Here is a 21,784-nt window from a genome sequence, read left to right on the forward strand (position 1 = left end):
GGCTGTTTTGCTATTATAACGTCACTAGAAAGTTTTGATTCGTCGTAGCTTCGATCTGAGGATGCTGTTTCAAATAGTCAGCAATCAGTTCCGTCATATCGACTTGAATCTCACGAACGATTTTTTCGGCAGAAAACATGGCGTAGTTGCCACCGCCCACGGCACGGTATTGGTTGATGACGATCTCTAATTCTTGGTCCATCGCAATGGCTTTTTCTTCAAAGTCCAAACGGGTGATTCGTTGACCAACGGGTTGACTAAGATCGATCGTATACTCGATGCCTTCATACATATCGTAGTTATAATATTGCGGTTTTGGTTCAATAAAAGCAGGATTGAAAACGATCTGACCGTCAACAACGGCTAAATAATCCGCCGTTTGTTCTAAAGCAGCTTTTAATTCGGCACCTGTTATTTTGACTACAGCTAATGTATTTGGGTAAATATAATTGGTGATCACATCCCGCATCGTGATGGTTGCGCCAAAGCCTTTGCCTTCATTGTTGAAAAGAGCAGTGCCAGAAATTTTAGCACCGCTGGCAGCCATCTGAACACGATTGATGAATTCAATATAAGGATGCTCTTTCAAGCGTGCCCCCATCGGATCGTTGATTCGCATGTCCCCACTGACTTTGCCTAACGGCTGATCTAGCCATGTTTGTAACTCTTCTTCGATGGGTGCTAACAAAGCCAACGTCTCTTGATCTGGGACAGCATCCGCAACAGGGATCAACGCAGCCGTACTGTTTGTGACATGAACCCCTGTCTGATTTTTTTCAACCGTCAATTCGATGGCGCCGATAAAGCTTCCACGATAACCGGGCTGCACAACAGGGACACCATTGATTTTTGTGGCGATCTCACGATGTTGGTGTCCTGTGAAGAAGGCATCGATTCCTGAAACTTCCTGCAGTAATTGATAGCCCTCATTTTCGCCAGTCAATAATTCGGTCGGTTCCCCAGTGACTAAATCACGCTCGAAGCCGCCATGGTAGCTGATGACAACGATATCGGCTTGTTCTCGTAAGTAAGGTACATAGTTTTTCGCCGTCTCAACAATACTGACAAATTGCATCCCGCGAATCGTCGCAGGTTGTTCCCAATGAGGAATATAGGGCGTCACCATTCCTAAAATCGCGATCTTTACCCCTTCTTTTTCAATGATGGTGTAAGCTTGCCCAAAGAATGGTTCCCCCGCTTCATTTAAAATATTGGCTGCAAGTACCGGCGTTTGGTAGCCGGCGATCGCTTCTTGCAAATAAGGCAGACCGTAGTTGAACTCATGATTGCCTAAGACATGAACATCAACGTCTAGGTGGTTGACGACAGCGGTCAATGCGGCAACGGAGTGCTGGCTTTTGGCAATGTAATAGCTTAAGGGCGAGCCTTGGATAAAGTCGCCATTTTCGATCGTTACGACCGGTCCGGTGGCTGCTTGGCGCAGTTCTTTCATTTTGGTGGCAACTTTTGCCACGCCGAATCCTTGTTCCGTGTCATCGGCAAAATTGGTTGGATAGACATAGCCATGCATATCGCTCGTTTCTAAAAACGTGATTTTCATTCAAAAGACTCCTTTTCCCCTCAATACACCAAAAGGGCATGCGCATAAGTCGAAAACCCTCGAAAGCCAGCAAATTTTGCTTCCTTGCGTCTTCAAACCTTATGATACAAACCCTTTGGTGTTTCATCTCAGGTGTTTCCCTGATTATACCCTATTTTGACGAAGAAATTCAGAATTATTGGTTCCAAGCATCTTCTAATTGTGGTTTTGCGTTTTCAATCAATTGATCGACATCTTGATCTGTATTAGACAAAATGTTTTCCATGATTGAACGCATTTCATTGTAAGCAGGATCAGCATTTTCAATCACTGGGATCGAGAACAATTCTTTGGTTGCATCTTCTAATTTGGCAGCCACTTTTGTTTCAGGATTGTTTTTGTATTCATCGCTTTCCAAAACAGATTCAACAACTGGCATGTAGCCGGTATCGATTGCCCATGTTTTTTGCGCTTCTGGAGAAGTCAAGAATTTCATGTATTCAAAAGCAGCAGTACGTTGCTCTGGTGTTGCGCTGTTGAACATGTACAAGTCAGTTCCTTGTTGCAAGTTGATTGGTTCTGGACGAGCTGCTACGTCATATTCAAATTTGCCTTCGGTATCTTTTTTAACAAAACCTTCCCCTGCGATTGAGCCGACATACATTGCGACTTGCTCGTTGGCAAATGGTCCAGACAAGTATTGATCAGAACCAGCGATTCGGAAGTAGCCCTCTTTGACACCATCCAGGTAGTAGTTGATGACTTCTTTTGATTCATCGCTGTCTAGTTGCAAGTCTTTGTCAAAATCAACACCTTGGTTTTTCATTGCGATGGCGTAGTAGTTGTTTAATGAGTCAAAACCAGCACCTACTACTTCACCGTTTGATTTTTCAAAGATTTCTTGAGAAGCTTCTTTTAATTCTTCAAGGTTTGTCGGTACGTCAATACCATACTCGTCTAACATGTCTGCATTGTAGAACAGCATTTCTGTTGATTTGTTGAAAGGAATCCCGTATTGCACGCCGTCGATCTGCGCGCCTTCTAAAAGGGCACTGCGGATTTCTTCTTGGTCACCCCAACCGATAGTATCATCGTTGATGTATTCGCCAAGGTCAACCAACATGTCATCTTGGGCAGCATTCCATAACCAACCAGGATATGCTTGGGTGATAGTTGGTAGATCTTTTGGTGAAGGTAAGGTTGAATTCACCTTTGCTTGTAGATCAGAGTAGCTGGATTGGTTTTGCAATTCGATCTTGATGTTTGGATTTTCGTCCATGAATTGCTCCGTCAATTTCGTCAATGATTCTTCTTGCGCACCATTCATTGCATGCCAAAAGGTGACAGTCGTATCTTCGCTTAGTTCTGTAACGATTTCATCACTTTCGGTAGAACCAGATGAATCGTTGTTGTTTCCACAAGCCCCTAATACCAATGTCGCGGCTGCAGCTGCTGCAAATGCAAGTTTCTTTGTTTTCATTTTTTCCTCTCCTCTATCACTCTAAAATAATTTTTTCACCGCGTTGCGGCAATATTCTTTCACCATACGGATTCACCAGATTTTCTGGTTTCAGCGTATGGATTGGAACCAATCGTTGGGGCTCGATCCATGCAATGATCTGATCTAAATCAGCTGGTTTCGCATGTCCCGAGTTTGGCAAACGGAAAAATTCGATCTCCAGTGCTGCCAGTTGATCCAAAAAGACTTGATAAGCTGGATCAAAATCGCCTAACGGCTGCGCATCACTGTGAATATACAATCCACCTGTTTGCAAGTTTTCAAAATGCGCGACTGCTTGCCAAAGGTACTGGCTCGTGTCGGCACATAATGCCTGATAAGAAATGGCGAAGGCTGGATCGAGAGTCGCTGGTACTTGATCATCGATCGTATAGAACGGTACATCTTTATTGAAAATTTCTTTCAACAAAGCAGCTTGCGTCGCCTCTAAAACAACCGTCCGCGGCGCGGCTTCAACAAGCGCCATAAAGCGCTCAACATTGGCTGGATAGCCATTGAAGGTAATTTGTCGTTGGGGATTTTCTTTGACCAAACGCACGAAGGTCTCAATCAATTCTGTTTCACTTTCCACCGTGATCGCTTTGGGGTCCGGTTCTCTTTCTGGGAAGCTGATGCTGACCCCTTCCATCATCAATAGATCCGTGTGTTTGGCTAATTGACAGAATTCTTTGGTACGCTCTGGATGATAGCCATGCAAACGCAAATCACCGGTATAAGCGATAAAATGATCCGGCGTGCGAATTAACAAGGCCGCCGCACCGTACGCATCATGATCGACTGGAATGATCTCGACTTCGATTTCCCCGATCCGAATCACATCATGGGGTTCTAAGCCGATCAATTCACGGACAAAGCTTTTTTCCTCATGAGGAACGGGCAGCAAGAAGTCCCCTTTTTGATTCAACACTTCGAGGATCGCTTTGGTTTCCTTCAAGGTGTACATAGGAATATTTGGGTCTAAAAAGTTGATCATCTTGGAATGATCCAGATGGGCGTGGGAAAGAAAAACTGCTGTTTCTTGGTATTCTTTCGTTTCGCTTCCTTGGTACGTGTAGTCTAAGCGTGGATCGTAGACATTTTTCAGTTCTGGTATCCAGCGATGCGCAACTAACGTTTGTAATTCTTCATCTGGTAAGGGTGTTTCTGGATGATACTCCGAACCGAAATCAAAAAAGATATGGGCATCTTTGTACGCAACTTCGATGACGGTTCCTCCAATCGTTAAAATTCCGCTATGGAAGGTGATCGTTGTTTTATCCTTTGATGCCATCTTTAGCCACTCCTTTGATAATTTCTTTTCTAAAGATCAAGTAAATGATCAGAATTGGAATGACGGTCAAGGTCGCTGCCGCCATCTGTAAATGAACATCGCTGCCGCTTTCTGTGGTAAAGGCAGCCAACCCATTATTTAAGAGGCGGTATTTTTTCTCATTGGTTACTAGCAACGGCCATAAGAAGGAATTCCAGCTAGAGATGAACGTCAGAATCCCGACTGTCACTAAGGCTGGTTTTGACATGGGGATCAAAATCCGCCGAATGTAAGCCAAATCGCTAGCACCGTCGATTTTGGCCGCTTTGTAAAAGGTATTGGAAATACTTTGTAAATAGCCATTTAAATAATAGATGTAAAAAATACTAGTCAGAAAGGGAATGATCAAGGCACTATACGTATTCAATAAGCCCATTCGCGCAATCGTATTGTAATTGGTAAAGATGATGGATTCATATGGAACCATCAGTAAGGAGATCATCAAACCAATCACGAGACGCTTGTATTTGAATTCAAGACTCGTTAATGCAAAAGCAGCTAAAATTGCCGTGATCAGCGTCGCGATAGTCGTCACCGCGGAAACGAAGACCGTATTAAAGAAGTAGCGTAAAAACGGTGCTCGGGTAAAGACTTCCCCGTAGTTGCTCCATTGGAAGGACTCTGGCATGATCGTCGGTGGAATACTGGTTGCTTCACTGTAGGTCATTAGACCAGCTAAAATCATATAGACAAAGGGAAATAGCGTGATCACTGCTAAAATTGCTAAAAACAGCATCGAAACAATCGTGACAATTTTTTTCATTCGTTTATTCGCCCACTTTCTTCAAAAGTTTATTTTGGATAAAGGTGACGAGCAAAATAATGATAAACAAGATCACGGTTGCCGCCATTGCAATCCCCGGACGTCCGGCGATATGGAATTTGTCATAAATATAAAAGACTGCCGTCGTTGCACTACGAGCGATCCCTGGCTGGCCGCCAAACAAAGCATATACTTGGGTATAAACTTTAAAGGCACTGATCAGATTGACCGTCAACAAGAAAGCAAAGGTCGGGATCAATTGCGGAAAGGTGATTTTCCGAAAAATCTCACCATCGGTGGCGCCAAACATTTTTGCGATTTTGTAGTGTTCTTTGTCGATGTTGCGCATTCCTGCCAACAAGATAATAATGTTGAAGGCGAGGCTCGTCCAAACGCCAAAGATGATCAAGGTCGTCATACTCATATTGACGTTATCTAGCCAGTTGACTGGCGCAATGCCGACAAGACCTAGCAGATAATTAATGATCCCGTAAGAGCCGTTGAAAAAGTAACGAAACACGATCCCGATCGCAATCGTACTTGTGACATAGGGCATAAAGAAGATCGTTTCAAAAAAACTTTTGTATTTGACTTTTTCAAAAATGATCCACGCGATCGCTAATGAGAGGACCAGCGAGATCGGCACGACCGCAAAAGCAAACAGCGCTGTGTTTTGCAGTGCTCGAAAGAATACGGGGTCCGTTAAAACCCTTTGATAGTTCTCAAGCCCAGCATACTGTTGGTTAATCAAGGTTCCTTTTTGGAAACTCATGATGAAGGAACGAAACAGCGGATACACACTGAATAAGAAAATAATGACCAATGAAGGCAGTAAAAACAGCCACGCCTTTGGTTGATTCTCAGGGTTATAATTTTTTTTGAACATTAGTAGACCCGCTCTCCTTTTTCATCAAAGATAAAGGCTTTTTTGTAATGAAAATCAAATGACACTTGCGCGCCTTCTTCAATGATCTCTTCAATACTAACGATCGATTTCATATGTTTTGCAGCCAGATCAAAGTTCAAGATTCGTTCTCGTCCGATCAGCTCCACACTCTTGATTTCTGTTTGGAACAACCCTGTTTGTAAAGTGGTCAGCACATCTTCTGGACGAATACCTAACGTATATTGGCCGTCTGTCAATGGTTTCTTGAAGCGAATGTCGGTAAAGCGGTCAACTGGGATCGTGAATGCTGGATGGATCATTTGTCCCTCTTTGACTTCTACTGGCAAGATGTTGATGATTGGATTACCAATGAATTTCGCTACGAAAAGATTGTTTGGTTCTAAGTAAAGGTTTTGCGGATCGTCATTTTGTTGAATGATCCCTTCGTTCATCAAAATGATCTTATCACTGATAGAAAGAGCTTCTTCTTGGTCATGTGTCACGAAGATTGTAGTGATACCTACTTCTTTGACTAACCGACGGATCTCTTCACGGATCTTCAAGCGCAAACGGGCATCTAAGTTACTCAATGGTTCATCCAGCAGTAACACTTCTGGACTTTGTACCAAAGCACGAGTAATGGCGACCCGTTGCTGTTGTCCACCGGAAAGGGTTCCTGGTTTTTTCTGACTTAATTCTTCAATATTGGTCAGTTTCATGAACTTTTCAGCAATTTTTTGTGCTTCATTTTTCTTGATCTTTTTCTCTCCGACTGTCAAAGGAAACATGACATTTTCTAACACAGTCATATGGGGATAAAGGGCATAGTTCTGAAAAACAAACCCGATATTGCGGTCTTTCGGCTCCGTCTTAACAACGGAAGTACCATTAAAGCGGATATCACCATCGGTGGGACTTAACAACCCCGCGATCAAATTCAATATCGTCGATTTCCCGCAACCACTAGGTCCCAACAAACAAACCAAATCGCCTTTTTCTATTGTAAAATCTACTGCTTTCAAGGCTTCGAACTTATTATCAAAAACCTTCTTCAACCCGACTACTTCTATCAAAACTGCCCCTCCATTTTCTCTTTTTCCTCCGAATAGTTGACTGGCATTTCAAGTCACAAAAAAAACGAACTCTTGATGTTTCGGTCAAACGCTCAAAGAAATTCGATTTTAATCATAACAAACGAATGTTTTTATTCGATACTATTATTGTAAATGTTTTGTAAAAACCAATGGGAATTATGAAAGAATTTTTAATTAATTTACCAAACAATGAGAAAACGATGAGTGATTCAAAGGGAATTCTACCCGCTAATCCCGAACATTTCGTCATTTTTCGAAAATTTTCATGAAAAAATGAATGAATTTTATCAAATATACATACCTGTGTATAATAACACTATTTTTACACAGCTTTTTTATCAAAAGCACCCTTATTAAATACTTACTAAAATCGTCAGTATCTCTCCGATTAAAATAACAAAAAAGGACGGTTTCCCCAAAGAAAACAATCGTCCTTTTTCCCCTTCAGTTATTCGACTTCATCGATCGTCAACGTCAGCAATTTCGTTGAGACTTGCTCAAGAAAATAACGGTCGTGTTCAATGATCAGCATAGAAGGCTCCACCAAATGGATTACTTCCTCTAATTGCTTCTGATTGAAGACATCCAAATAATTCAGAGGTTCATCCCAGATAAACAATTCTGCTGGTGTTGCTAATGATTTGGCTAGTTCCACGCGTTTACGCTGCCCCATGCTCATTTGCTGGATCGGCGTTTGAAAAACAGCTCTTTCCAAGCCAAGTTTTTTCAAATTATTTAGCAGATCTTGATAATTCAAGCCATGTTCTTGGGCAAACTCTGTCAGCATCCCACAATTGTCCTCGTAGTTTTGTCGAACATAACTGATGGTGATCCCATGGGCTGTTTTGATCGTCCCTGTCTGCTGTCCTTCGAAAGTACCTAAAATACTCGCAATCAAACTGGACTTGCCAGATCCGTTGGCCCCTTGAATCCCCAAGCGCTCTTTTTGACGGATCGCAAACGTCAGCGGTTTAAACAAAGGCTTCTCATAGCCGAGCTGAAAATGCTCTGCTTCCAGCAACACGTCATGATGACTAACAAGCGGGGTCATTTTCAGAGGATCGATCCACTCAATGTCTTTTAACAACGCAGACTTGTCTTGAATTTGATCTTCCATCCGTTTAACGATCGCTTTCGAGCGCTTCATGGTCCGTGCCGCTCGGGCACCGATCGCCCCCGTATCATAGATTGCCCCACTGCCTTTTTTGGTCGGCGACCCTAATTTGTCCCGTTCGCGTCCTCGGGACCACTCCGCTTTCTCGGCTGCCGTCTGCTTCAAACGACCGATTTCTTTTTTCAACTTGCTGTTTTGTTCTTGCTCATAGGCATCTTTTTGCTGCTTTTGCAGTTCATAAACTGAATAATTCCCTTTGTACAACACCAAGCGGCTTTTTTCGATCGCCAATACATGATCGACGACTTCATCGACAAACTGTCGATCATGGCTCACAACGATAAACCCGGTTTTTTGCTGCAAATAGCGGGCAACATGTTGGCGAGCGGTCACATCCAAATGGTTGGTTGGCTCATCGATCAAAGCAAAATTCTCTTCATCAACGAACAAACGCGCCAACAGAACTTTCGTTTGCTCGCCGCCAGATAAAGTGGCAAAGGGCCGCCAAAGAACTTCTGGATCAAGTTGCAGCAGGTTCAATTCTCGTTCCAAACGCCACTGCTCAAATTCACCTGATTCTTGTAAAACAAAAAGCGTCAGTTGCTGATCGTCAGCGACGGTTAAGGGAAAATAAACGAATTGCTGCTCATGGGTAATCGAGCCGCTATACGGCAATTCATTGAGCAGCAAACGCAGCAAGGTCGTTTTGCCGCGACCATTTCTGCCAATCAACCCTAATTTCCATTGAGTATCAAGGTTCAAGTTGGCATCCTCAAAAAGCAACCGTTCCTGGCTATCAAAGCCAAAAGTTAAATGATTAATACTGATATTCGACATAAATATACCTCGTCTCTATTCACGGAATAGAGTAGACTAAAGCTATTTTCAGAATCAGTTTTTAGAGGTACACAAAAAGATCCCCCATTGAAAAAGTCAACCAATCCTGAAAATCTGCAGACTATCCCCTTGGAGGAACAGTTTCATGCAGCTTTCAACAAATTGGTTAATTTTTCAATGGAGGATCCCTCATTTCGTTTAATAGTGCCCTAAGTATAGCATTGATCGACAAAAAAGCGCAAGCTTGCTATTCCTTGCTATTTCAACTTTATATTTTGTTCACAAACTATCCCCGCTTTTGATGGAAACACTTCATTAAAAAACAAAAAAAACCATCAGGTTGGTTAGTCCTGATGGCAAAAGGAGTAAAATGAAAAATAAAAAGGTTGTTGGTTGTGAATTCATTATACCTCCGATAAAAAAACTTTACATGTGAAAAACATAACAGTTAAATTAAATAACTCTTGTTTAACTTGAATGTTTATCATTTTTTTAACAATAAAGCGGTCATCCGTTGGATAGCAAAAGAAATTTCGTCCGTTGCTTCATCTTGCTTAGCTTCAGCTGCATCAAAGGCTTCTTGGTCGATTTTGTTATCCAGACTCAAAATCATCTCATCACAGCCGGCAACATATTTCATATACGCTCGCTCGAATTTTTTATGGATCCCCATCACATTCGCTGGTGGACGCAATTTGCTGATTTTTTCCAGCATCAAGCGGTATTTGTCCGTGCCTTCTTTAAAAATTCTGGTAATCTCAGCTAGCCGCTCAGGTGTTACCTCTGCTTCTTTCTTCTCGTCGATCGCTTTGCGGATCTCTTCATAATTGGGATTCATTTTCTCCCCGATTGCTTCTGTTTCTTTGACAAGATCGTTGATTGTTTGTACATAAAAACCTAAGTTTGGTCGCACAGTGGGTCCCCTACTTTCTTTGTTATTATCTTCTATTTTACCGTTTCTTGCTGCAAATGAAAAGGTCAAGAAACAGCCATAGGGTTTATCGAAAATAAGCCAGCAAAAAAAGGCCTGCTGCCCATGGAGAAGGACAGCAGACCATTCGTTGTTTTTCTGTTTATTTTTGGCTTATTTGCGTCCCATTGCTCGTTGGATCGCTTTGACGATCTCAACGACTGGAATGATCGCAAAGGAGGCGCCTAAAACGATGCCCCATTGATACAAGTCAAGGTGTGCGACACGGAAGATATCGTTTAATCCTGGCACAATGAAGATCACTAGCATCAACGCAAAGGACAACAGGATCGCCCAGTTGAAGGCTTTGTTTCTAAATGCTCCTACTTTAAAGAGCGACTGATGGATCGATTTGACGTTGAAGGCATGGAACAATTGCATCAATCCTAACGTGGCAAAGGCCATCGTTAAGGCATCGGCATGGATCGCATCGTACGTATTGTGAACGGGCCATTGGATCGCTGACCAATAAACGAACAGCACGGTTGCTGCTTCTAAGATCCCTTGGTAGATGATACTGCTCATCACACCACCGGAGAAGAAGTTGGAACTGCGTCCCCGCGGTGCATGTTTCATTAGATCTTTTTCAGCAGGCTCCATTCCTAAGGCAATTGCTGGGAAGGTATCGGTTACTAGGTTGATCCAAAGCAAGTGGATCGGCAATAGCGAGTCCCAACCCCACAAGGTTGCTAAGAACAAGGTCAAAACTTCCCCTAGGTTAGCGGCTAGCAAGTATTGAATCGCTTTTTGAATATTGGAGAAGACTTTACGTCCTTCTTCCACTGCTACGACGATCGTAGCAAAGTTGTCATCGGCTAGGACCATATCGGAAGCACCTTTAGAAACTTCGGTACCCGTAATCCCCATACCTACCCCAATATCTGCTTGTTTCAAGGATGGTGCATCATTGACCCCGTCACCAGTCATGGCAACGACTTTGCCTTCTTGCTGCCAAGCTTTGACGATGCGGACTTTATGTTCCGGCGATACCCGCGCATAGACTGAATAGTGGGCTACCTTTTGGGCAAACTCTTCTTCGCTCATTTTATTGAGTTCAGCGCCGGTCAAGACAGCATCATCATCGCCCGGTTTGATGATCCCTAAACGTCCCGCAATGGCTTCAGCTGTATCCCGGTGGTCTCCGGTGATCATGATTGGACGAATCCCAGCTTCTTTGGCTAAACGTACCGCATCGGCTGCTTCTGCCCGTTCTGGGTCAATCATTCCGACTAAGCCAGCAAAGACCAAATCATTTTCGACGATTTCTGATTCTAAGTTTTCTGGCACTTGATCTACGTATTTGTAGGCCATTCCCAATACCCGCAGCGCTTGTTTTGCCATATCGGTATTGTTGAATAAGATTTTTTCTTTTTCTTCATTCGTCATTGGTAGCTCTTGGCCATCCAATAGTACTTTTGAGGTTCTGCCTAGTAAGACATCCGGTGCACCTTTGACAGCAACTAAATAGCGGCCGTCTTCTTGTTGGTGGATCGTACTCATAAGTTTTCGGTCAGAATCAAAGGGCAGATCCGCTACCCGTGGTTCTTGATTGACGAGATCCCGCACATGGAATCCTTGATCCATCCCGAATTGCACCAATGCGGTCTCGGTCGGATCACCGATCAAGTTGCCTTCTTCACCAAATTTTGTATCATTGGCAAAGTTCATGACTTTTAATGCCATGTTGTCTAACGGAATATCTTCTGAAGCAGCATGTTGTTTGTTATTGACATACAATTTTTCCACGGTCATTTGATTCAACGTCAAAGTACCAGTTTTATCAGAAGCGATAATATCCGTTGCCCCAAGGGTTTCAACCGCTGGTAATTTACGGATCACTGCATTTCGTTTCGCCATTACTTGCGTACCTAAGGCTAAGATGATCGTTACGATCGCTGGCAGCCCTTCTGGGATCGCCGCTACTGCTAATGAGATCGAAGTCAATAGCATGTCGACCCATGACGTATTGTTAAAGATCGTTCCAACAAAGAACATGATCACTGCAATGATAATGATGGCGATCGTCAGGAATTTTCCTAGTTCATTTAAGTTACGTTTCAATGGTGTTTCGGTTTCTTGGGCGCTAGCTAGCATGCCAGCGATTTTCCCAACTTCCGTTCCCATCCCTGTATTGACCACGACCCCTTTTCCGCGGCCATAGGTCACATTACTGTTTGAATAAGCCATATTGACGCGATCGCCGATCCCGACATCCGTCCCTTCGATGACAGTCAATTCTTTTTCGACTGGTACGGATTCACCGGTCAAAGCGGCTTCTTCAATTTTTAACGAACTTGCTTCTAAGAGGCGTAAATCTGCCGGTACGACATCGCCAGCTTCTAATAGGACAATATCCCCCGGAACCAATTCATCGCTCTTGATGGTGACGGTATGACCATTACGCAGGACATTGGCATTTGGTGTGGACATTTCTCTTAGTGCTTCGATGGCCTGCTCTGCCTTTGCCTCTTGAACAACACCCATGATCGCGTTGATAATGACAACTGCTAAAATAATAATTGAGTCCACGACTTCATGGGAAACGACTGCTGAGATAATCGCCGCCGCTAGCAAAACGATGATCATCAAATCCTTGAATTGCTCAAAGAATTTTTGTGCCATCGATTTCTTTTTGCCTTCTTCTAATTCGTTGGGACCATACTCAGATAAGCGTTTTTGCGCTTCATCGTTCGTTAATCCATTGGCATCTGTTTGCATTTCTTCCAGAACATGCTGCGCTTCTTGCGCATAAAACGCCTGCGATAGCTGCTCCTTTTTGTTTTCTTCTGACATGTTTCTCCTCCTTTTATACTTACTCTTCCTTTATTGTACATGATATGAAAAAAAATAGACTTATGTATGCACTGTCTAAGCATACATAAGTCTCACTGTTTAAGACAGCACCAGAAATTTCTTTCAGGATGGTGATACTGCCGCAGATAAAATCCGCCAATTACTCCCTCATGTTCATATCAATAACCTACATTATACAAAAACTTTTCGGGTCTGGCAATTTTATTTTCGCTGAAATTCAACAAAGAATTTCTCTTAAAAATCAAGCGATGACCGAGCCGTTTGGCATGCCTTTTGGCGCTTCCACGATTTGCAGACGACCATCATTGTCTTCTGCAGAAAGGATCATTCCTTGGCTGACTTGCCCCCGCATTTTCCGTGGTTTCAAGTTGGCAACGATCACGACTTTTTTGCCGATCAAATCTTGTGGTTCTGGATAAAATTCAGCAATCCCCGATAAAATTTGACGATCTTGATCATCTCCCGCAGCTAAGCGGAATTGTAGCAGCTTGTCGGCCCCTTTGACTTTTTGACAATCAACGACTTCTGCCACTTTTAATTCGATCTTGTCGAAGTCTTCGTATTTGATCTCGGCTTTGTCTGATTGCAATGTGGTTTCTTCTGGATTCCATTTGACTGTTTCTTCTGGACTTTGTGTCCCTTCAGCCATTTTCTTTTGGATGTAGGCTACTTCTGTTTCAAGTTCCAACCGAGGGAAAATCGGTGTGCCTTTGGCAACGACTTTCGTGCCACTTGGAAATTCACCAAAGCGTAAATCTTTCAGATCCATGGCAACAGAAGCCAATCCTAATTGTTGGAAAATGTTGGCTGGTGTTTCTGTCATCACCGGTTGCAATAAGATCGCAACGATGCGTAAGCTTTCCGCCAAATGAACCATCACACTGTTTAATTCCGCGCGCTTTTCTTCTTCTTTGGCTAACACCCATGGTTGGGTTTCGTCAATGTATTTGTTGGCACGGGAAATCAATGTCCAAACTTCTGACAATGCCGTACTGAATTCCATTTTATCCATGGCTTCATGGTAACGACCAACCACATTGGCCGCAGTCGTTGACAGCTCGCTATCAAAAGGCGTTACTTTTGAGGCATAATCGGGCACTAAGCCATCACAATATTTATTGATCATGGCGATCGTCCGATTCAGCAGGTTGCCTAAGTCGTTGGCTAGATCGTAGTTCAAACGAGAAACGAAATCTTCTGGTGTAAACACACCATCGCTACCAAAAGGAACCGCCCGTAATAGATAGTAACGCAACGCATCTAAGCTGTAGCGCTCCACTAACATTTCTGGATAAACGACATTGCCTTTTGATTTCGACATCTTGCCGTCTTTCATCATCAACCAGCCATGACCAAAGATTTTTTTCGGTAAGGGCAAGTCTAAGGCCATCAGCATGATTGGCCAATAGATCGTATGGAAACGCACGATTTCTTTCCCAACCATATGCACGTCAGCTGGCCAGTATTTTTGGAACAAGGAATCGTCCTCTGAGCCATAGCCTAATGCCGTAATATAGTTAGATAACGCATCGATCCAAACATACACCACGTGTTCAGGACTAGCCGTGACAGGAATGCCCCATTTAAAGGTCGTTCTGGAAACAGCCAGGTCTTCTAAACCTGGTTTGATGAAGTTATTCAGCATTTCATTTTTGCGTGATTCTGGTTGAATGAACTCTGGATGTTCATCATAGTATTGAACCAAACGATCGGCGTATTTGCTCATGCGGAAGAAATAAGAAGATTCCTTCACCAATTCTACCTCATGACCGCTTGGCGCTTTGCCGCCGATGACTTTGCCCTCTTCATCTCGGTAAACTTCTGCTAATTGCGTTTCAGTAAAGTATTCTTCATCAGAAACAGAATACCAGCCTTCATATTCACCAAGATAGATATCGCCTTGATCAAGCAATTGCTGGAAGATTTTTTGAACGGCTGTTTTATGGTAGTCATCCGTTGTACGGATAAATTTGTCATAACTGATGTCTAGTGTGTTCCATAATTTCTTGACGTCAGCTGCCATTTTGTCGACGTATTCTTGCGGATCTACGCCAAGTTCTTCTGCTTTTTTCTCGATTTTTTGACCGTGCTCATCGACACCCGTTAAATAAAAGACATCAAAGCCCATCAATCGTTTGTATCGTGCTACCGCATCACAAGCGATCGTCGTGTAAGAATTCCCGATATGCAGCTTGCCGCTTGGATAATAAATTGGCGTCGTAATATAGAATGTTTCTTTTTCAGCCATGGACGCAAGTCCTCCTTTTCACTAGTAAAGTGTATACTTAGGTAGTATACAGTTCGCAACCCAAAAATGCTATAAATTTAATCAAAAAAGCGGACATAATAAGACCTTTCTTCATGCTCTAAAAGAAGCAAAGGAATCGTTTTCGTCCTTAAAACGCAGCAAATAAACCAGCAGATTTGAGTATTTCTTTTCTACTAGTTATCATAGCGCAGATAGCCGTTCACTTCAATGTTCTAGGGGAAGAATCTGATCCTGACAACGAATCTCATAAGAAATAAAGGTGTTTTATCTCTCTTTGATTAACAGGTACTTCTTTTGCTATAATGAGGAAGACTTCTCTTATAGAAAGGAACGCTATGACTCGAAAAAACAAACAGCATTTTTTGCTTTTAACCGCGCTTTCTGTGGGGCACTTGCTCTTTTCAACCACAGGTTACCCCTTTTTGTTTGCTTACTTCAACAGCCATGATTACGCGGCGCTTTTTGCGACAGCGCTGGCAATCCTACGGGTAGCTTTTCTGCTATGGATCGCTCTTTGGGGCTATTTAGCACTCAAAGAACACCCTCGGTCTTCTTGGCTTTATCTCGCACTGTTTTTCATTAATTTGATCGTTCCTTATTTTTTCCGTTAAGGAAAACCATCGCGCTCAGTTACTTACTTTATCTAAGGCAGGAGAAACCAATGAAAGAATTTACCTCAAAATCAGCTGAAAAACACTACTATGAGAAAGAAGCTTCTGAAGCAGACTTTCTTACGTGGTATCAGGCACAAGATCAGCCGAAATACGAGAAACCCTCCGTAACCGTCGATATGGTGTTGATGTGTTACAACAAAGAAGAAGAACAACTCAAAATTGCGCTGATCCAAAGAAAAGGCCATCCCTTCCGCAATTCTTGGGCATTGCCGGGGGGCTTCGTCAATCCGAATGAATCGACAGGTCAAAGTGTGATCCGTGAGACCCAAGAAGAGATCGGGGTCACTATCTCCAAACAAAACATCGAACAGCTGCACACCTTCAGCACCCCTGGTCGTGATCCACGTGGGTGGGTAATCACCGTCAGCTATTTGGCATTTATTGGTGAAGAGCCCTTAAGTGCTGGGGACGATGCGAATCAGGTACGCTGGTTTTCTCTGGAAAGAAAAGCCAATCAAATCTATTTGACCAGCGGTGAGATCGAGATCATTCTTGACCTGGTGACTGGTGCCTCTGTTGGAAAAGATACGCTGGCTTTTGACCACAGCGCGATCATTCTCAAAGCCTTCAAACGGGTTGCCAATAAGATGGAGCACGAGCCGCAAGTGCTTCTTGTGTTAGGCAAAGACTTTACGATCACGGAAGCCCGTAAAGTATTCGCCAAGTTTTTAGGGATCGATTTTAAAATGATCGATCATTCCAACTTTAAAAAATCCATGCTTCAATATTTTACGGAGGTCGGCGAAAAGCCCGTTGGCATCGGGCGTCCCTCAAAGATCTATCGCTTAAATGACGCATTTTTAGGTGATAAAATGTAAAAAAAATACAACCCCCTGCTAAACCATAGTTTGGCAGGGGGTTGCTGGTTAATCATAATTAGTGAACGTGGTTCCTAGAAACAAAAATCATAAAGATTTTTTCTATACCCTAGGCGATCCCTGGCGTTCCTTCCAGTTCAAGCAGATCAGCTGCTCATTTCGCCTGAGAGCCGCTCTAGCTTCTGTTGGTCCTGCGTGTCCAACGTGACAAAACGCAGTTCTTTGCCGTACCACTGCGCTTTGTACTGGATTTTGCGAACAAACTGATGCCAATCGCTGATGCTGTAATGACCGGCTTTTAGAACCGTTTCTTCAGCAATTTGTTCCAAATAGATTGTATCGTACTGTTTTACGAGATGATAACTGACTTGATCGATGAATTCCCGCTTTTGACAGCAGTGAAAACGATAGAGGCGAGCGACTTTTCCTTTTAGCTTCTGATAATTTCGTGCCTGAGTCAAAAGGATTTTTTTCCGTTTGACCGCCGTAGCTTTCACCTGAAGTTTGCGTTCTGCTCGTGTCAGCTTCTGTTTTGTTTGGATCGCATGCTCACAAGTGATCGGTACCGATTGGTTGGCTTTGATCAGCTGCTGCGGATCATAAACAACCGCGATAGACGCTTGCTGTTTCGGGAGTGGTGTGATCTCTTCCAAACAAAGAATCGAGATATAAAACTCTTCATTGTTTTTCGCTGAGATCGTTGCCGATTTGATTTTCCCTTTGATCTCCCGATGCTTTTTTACTGGAACCAGTGTTTTGAGCTTTGGCAGCTTGATTTGATCCTCTTCAAAGTAAATGGTGTGCTGCTGATTATTCGTAGTATACGATTGCCAAATACTTTTTTTGGTTTTCATTTTTGGAAAGCCAGCCCGCTTTTGAAAGTAATTTCGAAACGCTCGGTCCAGATTCCTTTGTGCATTCGCCAATGCCAAACTATCGGTCTCCTTCAAAAAAGGATACTCCTTTTTTAGTTTGGCTGGCGTCAACCCTTGCTTTGCTTCATTGTTGGCCAGCTCCTCCATCTTCGCCTCCAGCAGTTGATTGTACGTAAACCGAACACAGCCGAAGGTTTCGATGAAAAACTGTTTTTGCTGTCCATTAGGATAGATCCGAAATTTGTATGCTTTTAAAACACCCAGTTTCATCTCCTCCTAACACTCCCTATACCTTTGACGCTAGTTCCCCTTTTTTTGTGCTAACTTTTCTTGGTAGATCTTGGCTTCTTGTTTCGTGGCATAAACGAAATGTCCTGGTGCGATCTCTTCCATTGCTCGTTCTTGGTTATCGTTTGGTTCGCTGACGTATTTGATCCGTTTGCGTTGACGCTCATGGTCAGGATCTGGCAGCGGAATCGCTGATAAAAGACTTTCAGTATACGGATGGACCCCGTAATGATAGATTTCATCACTGGTTCCTACTTCTAGCAGTTTGCCGTTGTGCATCACGCCGATCCGATCGCTGATGTGTTTGACCATCGATAAATCATGGGCGATAAACAAGTACGTCAATTTATGTTCTTCTTGCAGATCTTGCAGCAAGTTGACAACTTGGGCTTGGATCGAAACATCCAATGCCGAGATCGGTTCATCACAAATGATGAATTTTGGATCGACGGCTAATGCTCGGGCGATTCCGATCCGCTGACGTTGTCCCCCTGAAAATTCATGAGGATAACGGGTCCCATGACTTGGGTTTAGTCCGACGGTTCGCAAGAGTTCATCCACCCGATCATTACGTTCTTTTTCATTTTTAGCTAATCCGTTGATATCGATCCCTTCGGCAATAATGTCGCGAACTTTCATCCGTGGATTCAAGGAGGCATAAGGATCTTGGAAGACCATTTGAACTTCCCGGCGAAAATCAGCCAGCGGTTTCTTGCCTTTGATTTTCATAACATCTTGTCCATCAAAAAGAACTTCGCCTCCGGTAGGATTATTCAAACGAATCACCGTCCGTCCAGTGGTCGATTTTCCGCTTCCGGATTCACCTACTAGACCAAAGGTTTCTCCTTCATAGATTTGGAAGGAGATATCATCGACGGCTTTGACTTCGTCTTTGCGGCCAACGTTAAAATATTGTTTGAGATTCTTTACTTCAAGTAAAACTTTTTCCAACCGTTTCTCCTCCTTTAGACAGATGCCTGAGTATTTTTTTCTTGGAATTTTTTCCAGCGAATCAAGATCTCATCCGGCGGAGTTACCTTCGGTGCTTGCGGCGCTAACAGCCACGTTGCTGCTTTGTGGGTCGGTGAAACATCAAAGAACGGCGGTTGCTGTTCTGCATCGATCTGCAAAGCAAATTCGTTTCGTGGATAAAAAGCGTCCCCGGTTGGCGGGTCCAACAGATCCGGCGGTGAACCAGGAATCGCGTACAAACGATCGCCTGTCCCTTCTAACGTTGGCATCGAACCCAACAAGCCCCAGGTGTATGGATGTTGCGGGTTGTAGAAGATTTCTTCTGCGGTGCCCACTTCGACGATTTTCCCACCATACATCACGGCTACTCGGTCAGCCACATTGGCAACGACACCCAAGTCATGGGTGATAAAGACGATGGACGAATTGATTTTCTTCTGAATATCTTTTAATAACTCTAAGATCTGTGCTTGGATCGTTACATCCAATGCAGTCGTCGGTTCATCTGCAATTAAGATCTGTGGGTAACAGATCAGCGCGATTGCAATAACGATCCGCTGCCGCTGACCACCCGAAAATTGATGCGGATAATTTTTCAAGCGTTTCTCAGCATTCGGGATGCCGACAAGGTTCAGTAATTCCAACGCTTGTCGCAAGCCCTCTTTTTTACTGATTTTGTTGTGCTTCATCAATGACTCTGCCACTTGCTTGCCAATCGGCATCGTTGGGTCTAGTGAAGTCATTGGATCTTGGAAAATCATGGCGATTTCCTTGCCACGGATTTTTTGCAGTTCTTTTTCGGATTTTTTCAAAATGTCCGTCCCATTGAAGAGGATCTGGCCATTATCGACATTGGCATTGCTGGCTAACAACCCCATGATACTGCGGGTTGTCACGGACTTGCCGCTCCCGGATTCGCCCACGATTGCCAAGGTTTCTCCTTTGTATAGATCGAAACTGACATCACGGATCGCTTGGACTTTCCCAGCAAAGGTGTCAAAAGAAATTTCTAAGTTTTTCACTTCTAAGACTTTTTTCATAGCAATCACTCTTTCATTTTCGGATCAAAGGCATCACGCAAACCGTCTGCCAGCAAGTTGAACCCAATCATAATCACAGACAAGGTCACAGCCGGTACCCACATTTGGTAAGGCAGGAACAAGAAGGTTTTGTAGCCATCGCTTAGTAACATCCCTAAAGATGCTGAAGGTGGTTTTAATCCTAGCCCAATAAAGCTTAGGAAGGCCTCGAAGAAAATCGCCGAGGGAATACTGAACATCATTTGTACGATGATCACGCTGGAAATATTTGGTAATACGTGTTTCATCGCAATCTTGAGACGGCTTTCCCCCAGCGTTGTTGCGGCTAAAACGAATTCCTGATCTTTTAGTTTCATTGTTTGGGCCCGTACGATCCGCGCCATTGGAATCCAGTTAGTGATCGCCATTGCTGCCACGATCGAGAAGATCCCAGGTTCGAAAACTACCAGCATTAAGATCATTACCACCAAGTTGGGAATACCTGATAAGATTTCTAGGAAACGTTGCATCACATTATCGATTCGTCCACCTAAAAGACCAGAGATCAAACCATAGGTTACACCAAAGATGATATCTAGCATCGCTGCGATAAACGCAATCAATAAGGAGATACGTGTCCCTACAAATAGACGACTCAATAAGTCACGACCTAATCCATCCGTTCCTAAAAGGAAATATGTCCCGTCAGGTACATTGGCAGCTGCATACTTATCCACTAGCTCGCCTCCCACCATCGCATAGCCGTTTAAGCCATTGATGTTGATACCGGGAATTTTCGGCGGCAGATTTGTAAAGGTCACATTTTGCGCGGTCGGATCATGTGGCGAGACAAAAATGGTAATGATTGAGATCGTAATAATGATCAGCAACAAAACGATTGAGAAAACAGCGGCTTTGTTCTTTTTCAAACGACGCCATGAATCTTGGAAAAAGGTTAACGAGGGGGTTGCGATCGCTTCACGCTCTTCATTGGTATTTTTTTGTAACGGTTGAAATTTGGCTGCATCGATGGCAGCAACATCATTTGCTGTGTAAGGTTTCTCTGCCATTAGCCACGACTCCCTTCTGAAACTCGGATCCGCGGATCAACGATTCCATATAAAATATCAACAACAAGAATCACAAAGACCAACATTGCGGAATAAAGGATCGTTACCGCCATGATTGTTGGATAGTCATTGGTCATGATTGATTTTACGAACTGTTCACCGATACCCGGGATCGCAAAAATATTTTCTACGACAAGGGAACCAGTCATCAAACCGACAGCTAGCGGTCCTAACAACGTCAATAACGGAATCAAACTATTCCGCAAACCGTGCTTGAAGGCAATTTCCCAGCGGCTCAAACCTTTTGCTCGTGCCAACTCGACATAATCACTATGCAGCACTTCCACCATCTCGGTTCGAATAAACCTAGCGGAATCCGCTAACGGCGACATCGCTAAGGCGACGGTCGGTAAGATCGTGCTGGCAAAGGTCTCCCACTTGGCAATCGGCAAGATCCCTAGTTTGATGGCAAAAATATATTGCAGCAAAACGGCAAAGACAAAGTTAGGGATCGAACGCCCTAAGATCGCCACTAAGGTAGACGTTGTGTCGACCCAAGTATTTTGTTTCATTGCAGAGATCGTTCCTAAAATGATCCCAAAGAAGGTACCAAAGATGATCGCTTGTAGTCCTAGTTGCAGTGAAGGTCCGATTCTTCCTGATAATAAATTCGCTACTGGCTGGTTTTTAAATTGGAAAGAGATCCCAAAGTCACCTTTTAGTAGATTGGTCAAATAAAGCCAATATTGGGTAATAATCGGTTTGTCCAATCCTGCTTGCTCATTTAGCAAGGCAATTTGTTCTGGACTTAATTTTTCAGCATTCGTATATGGTGTTCCTGGCAAAAATTGCATCAAGAAAAAGGTGATCGTGGCAATCAGCCATAATGTTAAGACCATGTAGAACACTCGTTTCAATAAATATTTCAAAAAGCTGTTCACGCAGTTTCCCCC

At 43.4% G+C, this 21,784-nt stretch carries 17 protein-coding genes; 2 read left to right on the forward strand and 15 right to left on the reverse strand.

Going from position 1 to position 21,784, the window contains the following annotated elements; all coding sequences use genetic code 11:
* Positions 1–13 precede the first annotated feature (13 nt).
* The 10 genes from IGJ42_RS14250 to metG form a co-directional block, all read right to left on the reverse strand.
* Complete coding sequence (locus tag IGJ42_RS14250; RefSeq protein WP_005233732.1) at positions 14–1,561, reverse strand: bifunctional metallophosphatase/5'-nucleotidase; 1,548 nt, start codon at positions 1,559–1,561, stop codon at positions 14–16.
* A 175-nt stretch (positions 1,562–1,736) separates the two neighbouring features.
* A complete protein-coding gene (locus IGJ42_RS14255; RefSeq protein WP_005233730.1) occupies positions 1,737–3,020 on the reverse strand; it encodes an ABC transporter substrate-binding protein in 1,284 nt (427 codons plus the stop codon).
* Between the two features lie 16 nt (positions 3,021–3,036).
* Entirely contained in the window at positions 3,037–4,329 is a 1,293-nt protein-coding gene (locus tag IGJ42_RS14260) for an MBL fold metallo-hydrolase (RefSeq protein WP_429946817.1), read from the reverse strand.
* Complete coding sequence (locus IGJ42_RS14265) at positions 4,313–5,131, reverse strand: carbohydrate ABC transporter permease (RefSeq protein ID WP_005228015.1); 819 nt, start codon at positions 5,129–5,131, stop codon at positions 4,313–4,315. Before IGJ42_RS14265 ends, IGJ42_RS14260 begins: the two co-directional genes overlap by 17 nt.
* 4 nt (positions 5,132–5,135) lie before the next feature.
* Entirely contained in the window at positions 5,136–6,017 is an 882-nt protein-coding gene (locus IGJ42_RS14270; RefSeq protein ID WP_060791541.1) for a carbohydrate ABC transporter permease, read from the reverse strand.
* On the reverse strand, positions 6,017–7,090 hold the full coding sequence (locus tag IGJ42_RS14275) for an ABC transporter ATP-binding protein (RefSeq protein WP_005233711.1): 1,074 nt from the start codon (positions 7,088–7,090) through the stop codon (positions 6,017–6,019). The genes IGJ42_RS14270 and IGJ42_RS14275 overlap by 1 nt, the downstream gene beginning before the upstream one ends.
* 469 nt (positions 7,091–7,559) lie before the next feature.
* Positions 7,560–9,062 (reverse strand): ribosomal protection-like ABC-F family protein, encoded by a 1,503-nt coding sequence (abc-f, locus tag IGJ42_RS14280; RefSeq protein ID WP_086316601.1) that lies wholly within the window; start codon positions 9,060–9,062, stop codon positions 7,560–7,562.
* A gap of 484 nt (positions 9,063–9,546) precedes the next feature.
* Positions 9,547–9,975, reverse strand: coding sequence for a hypothetical protein (locus IGJ42_RS14285; protein WP_005228008.1), 429 nt, complete (start codon positions 9,973–9,975; stop codon positions 9,547–9,549).
* 171 nt (positions 9,976–10,146) lie between these two features.
* Entirely contained in the window at positions 10,147–12,825 is a 2,679-nt protein-coding gene (locus tag IGJ42_RS14290; protein WP_008379442.1) for a cation-translocating P-type ATPase, read from the reverse strand.
* Positions 12,826–13,087: 262 nt separating this feature from the next.
* Positions 13,088–15,094: a methionine--tRNA ligase gene (metG, locus tag IGJ42_RS14295; protein WP_005233704.1), complete on the reverse strand. Its 2,007-nt coding sequence runs from the start codon at positions 15,092–15,094 to the stop codon at positions 13,088–13,090.
* Positions 15,095–15,450: 356 nt separating this feature from the next.
* On the opposite strand from metG, the gene IGJ42_RS14300 reads away from it, so the two are divergent.
* Positions 15,451–15,726: a hypothetical protein gene (locus tag IGJ42_RS14300; protein WP_034872151.1), complete on the forward strand. Its 276-nt coding sequence runs from the start codon at positions 15,451–15,453 to the stop codon at positions 15,724–15,726.
* 50 nt (positions 15,727–15,776) lie between these two features.
* A complete protein-coding gene (locus IGJ42_RS14305) occupies positions 15,777–16,607 on the forward strand; it encodes an NUDIX domain-containing protein (RefSeq protein WP_005233702.1) in 831 nt (276 codons plus the stop codon).
* Between the two features lie 146 nt (positions 16,608–16,753).
* Here IGJ42_RS14305 and IGJ42_RS14310 read toward each other — a convergent pair whose 3' ends face one another.
* The 5 genes from IGJ42_RS14310 to opp3b are packed head-to-tail and all read right to left on the reverse strand — an operon-like array spanning position 16,754 to position 21,772.
* A complete protein-coding gene (locus IGJ42_RS14310) occupies positions 16,754–17,752 on the reverse strand; it encodes an RNA-guided endonuclease TnpB family protein (protein WP_429946820.1) in 999 nt (332 codons plus the stop codon).
* A gap of 30 nt (positions 17,753–17,782) precedes the next feature.
* Entirely contained in the window at positions 17,783–18,721 is a 939-nt protein-coding gene (locus IGJ42_RS14315; RefSeq protein ID WP_005233685.1) for an ABC transporter ATP-binding protein, read from the reverse strand.
* Between the two features lie 14 nt (positions 18,722–18,735).
* The gene (locus IGJ42_RS14320; RefSeq protein ID WP_216593164.1) at positions 18,736–19,788 is read right to left on the reverse strand and encodes an ABC transporter ATP-binding protein; all 1,053 of its coding nucleotides are present in this window, start codon (positions 19,786–19,788) and stop codon (positions 18,736–18,738) included.
* The gene (locus IGJ42_RS14325; RefSeq protein ID WP_005233683.1) at positions 19,788–20,831 is read right to left on the reverse strand and encodes an ABC transporter permease; all 1,044 of its coding nucleotides are present in this window, start codon (positions 20,829–20,831) and stop codon (positions 19,788–19,790) included. The genes IGJ42_RS14320 and IGJ42_RS14325 overlap by 1 nt, the downstream gene beginning before the upstream one ends.
* Positions 20,831–21,772: an oligopeptide ABC transporter permease gene (gene opp3b, locus IGJ42_RS14330; RefSeq protein ID WP_005233681.1), complete on the reverse strand. Its 942-nt coding sequence runs from the start codon at positions 21,770–21,772 to the stop codon at positions 20,831–20,833. Before opp3b ends, IGJ42_RS14325 begins: the two co-directional genes overlap by 1 nt.
* Positions 21,773–21,784: the final 12 nt, after the last annotated feature.

It is taken from the genome of Enterococcus sp. DIV1067f (assembly GCF_050543505.1).
In the GTDB taxonomy this organism is placed as follows: domain Bacteria; phylum Bacillota; class Bacilli; order Lactobacillales; family Enterococcaceae; genus Enterococcus_D; species Enterococcus_D entomosocium.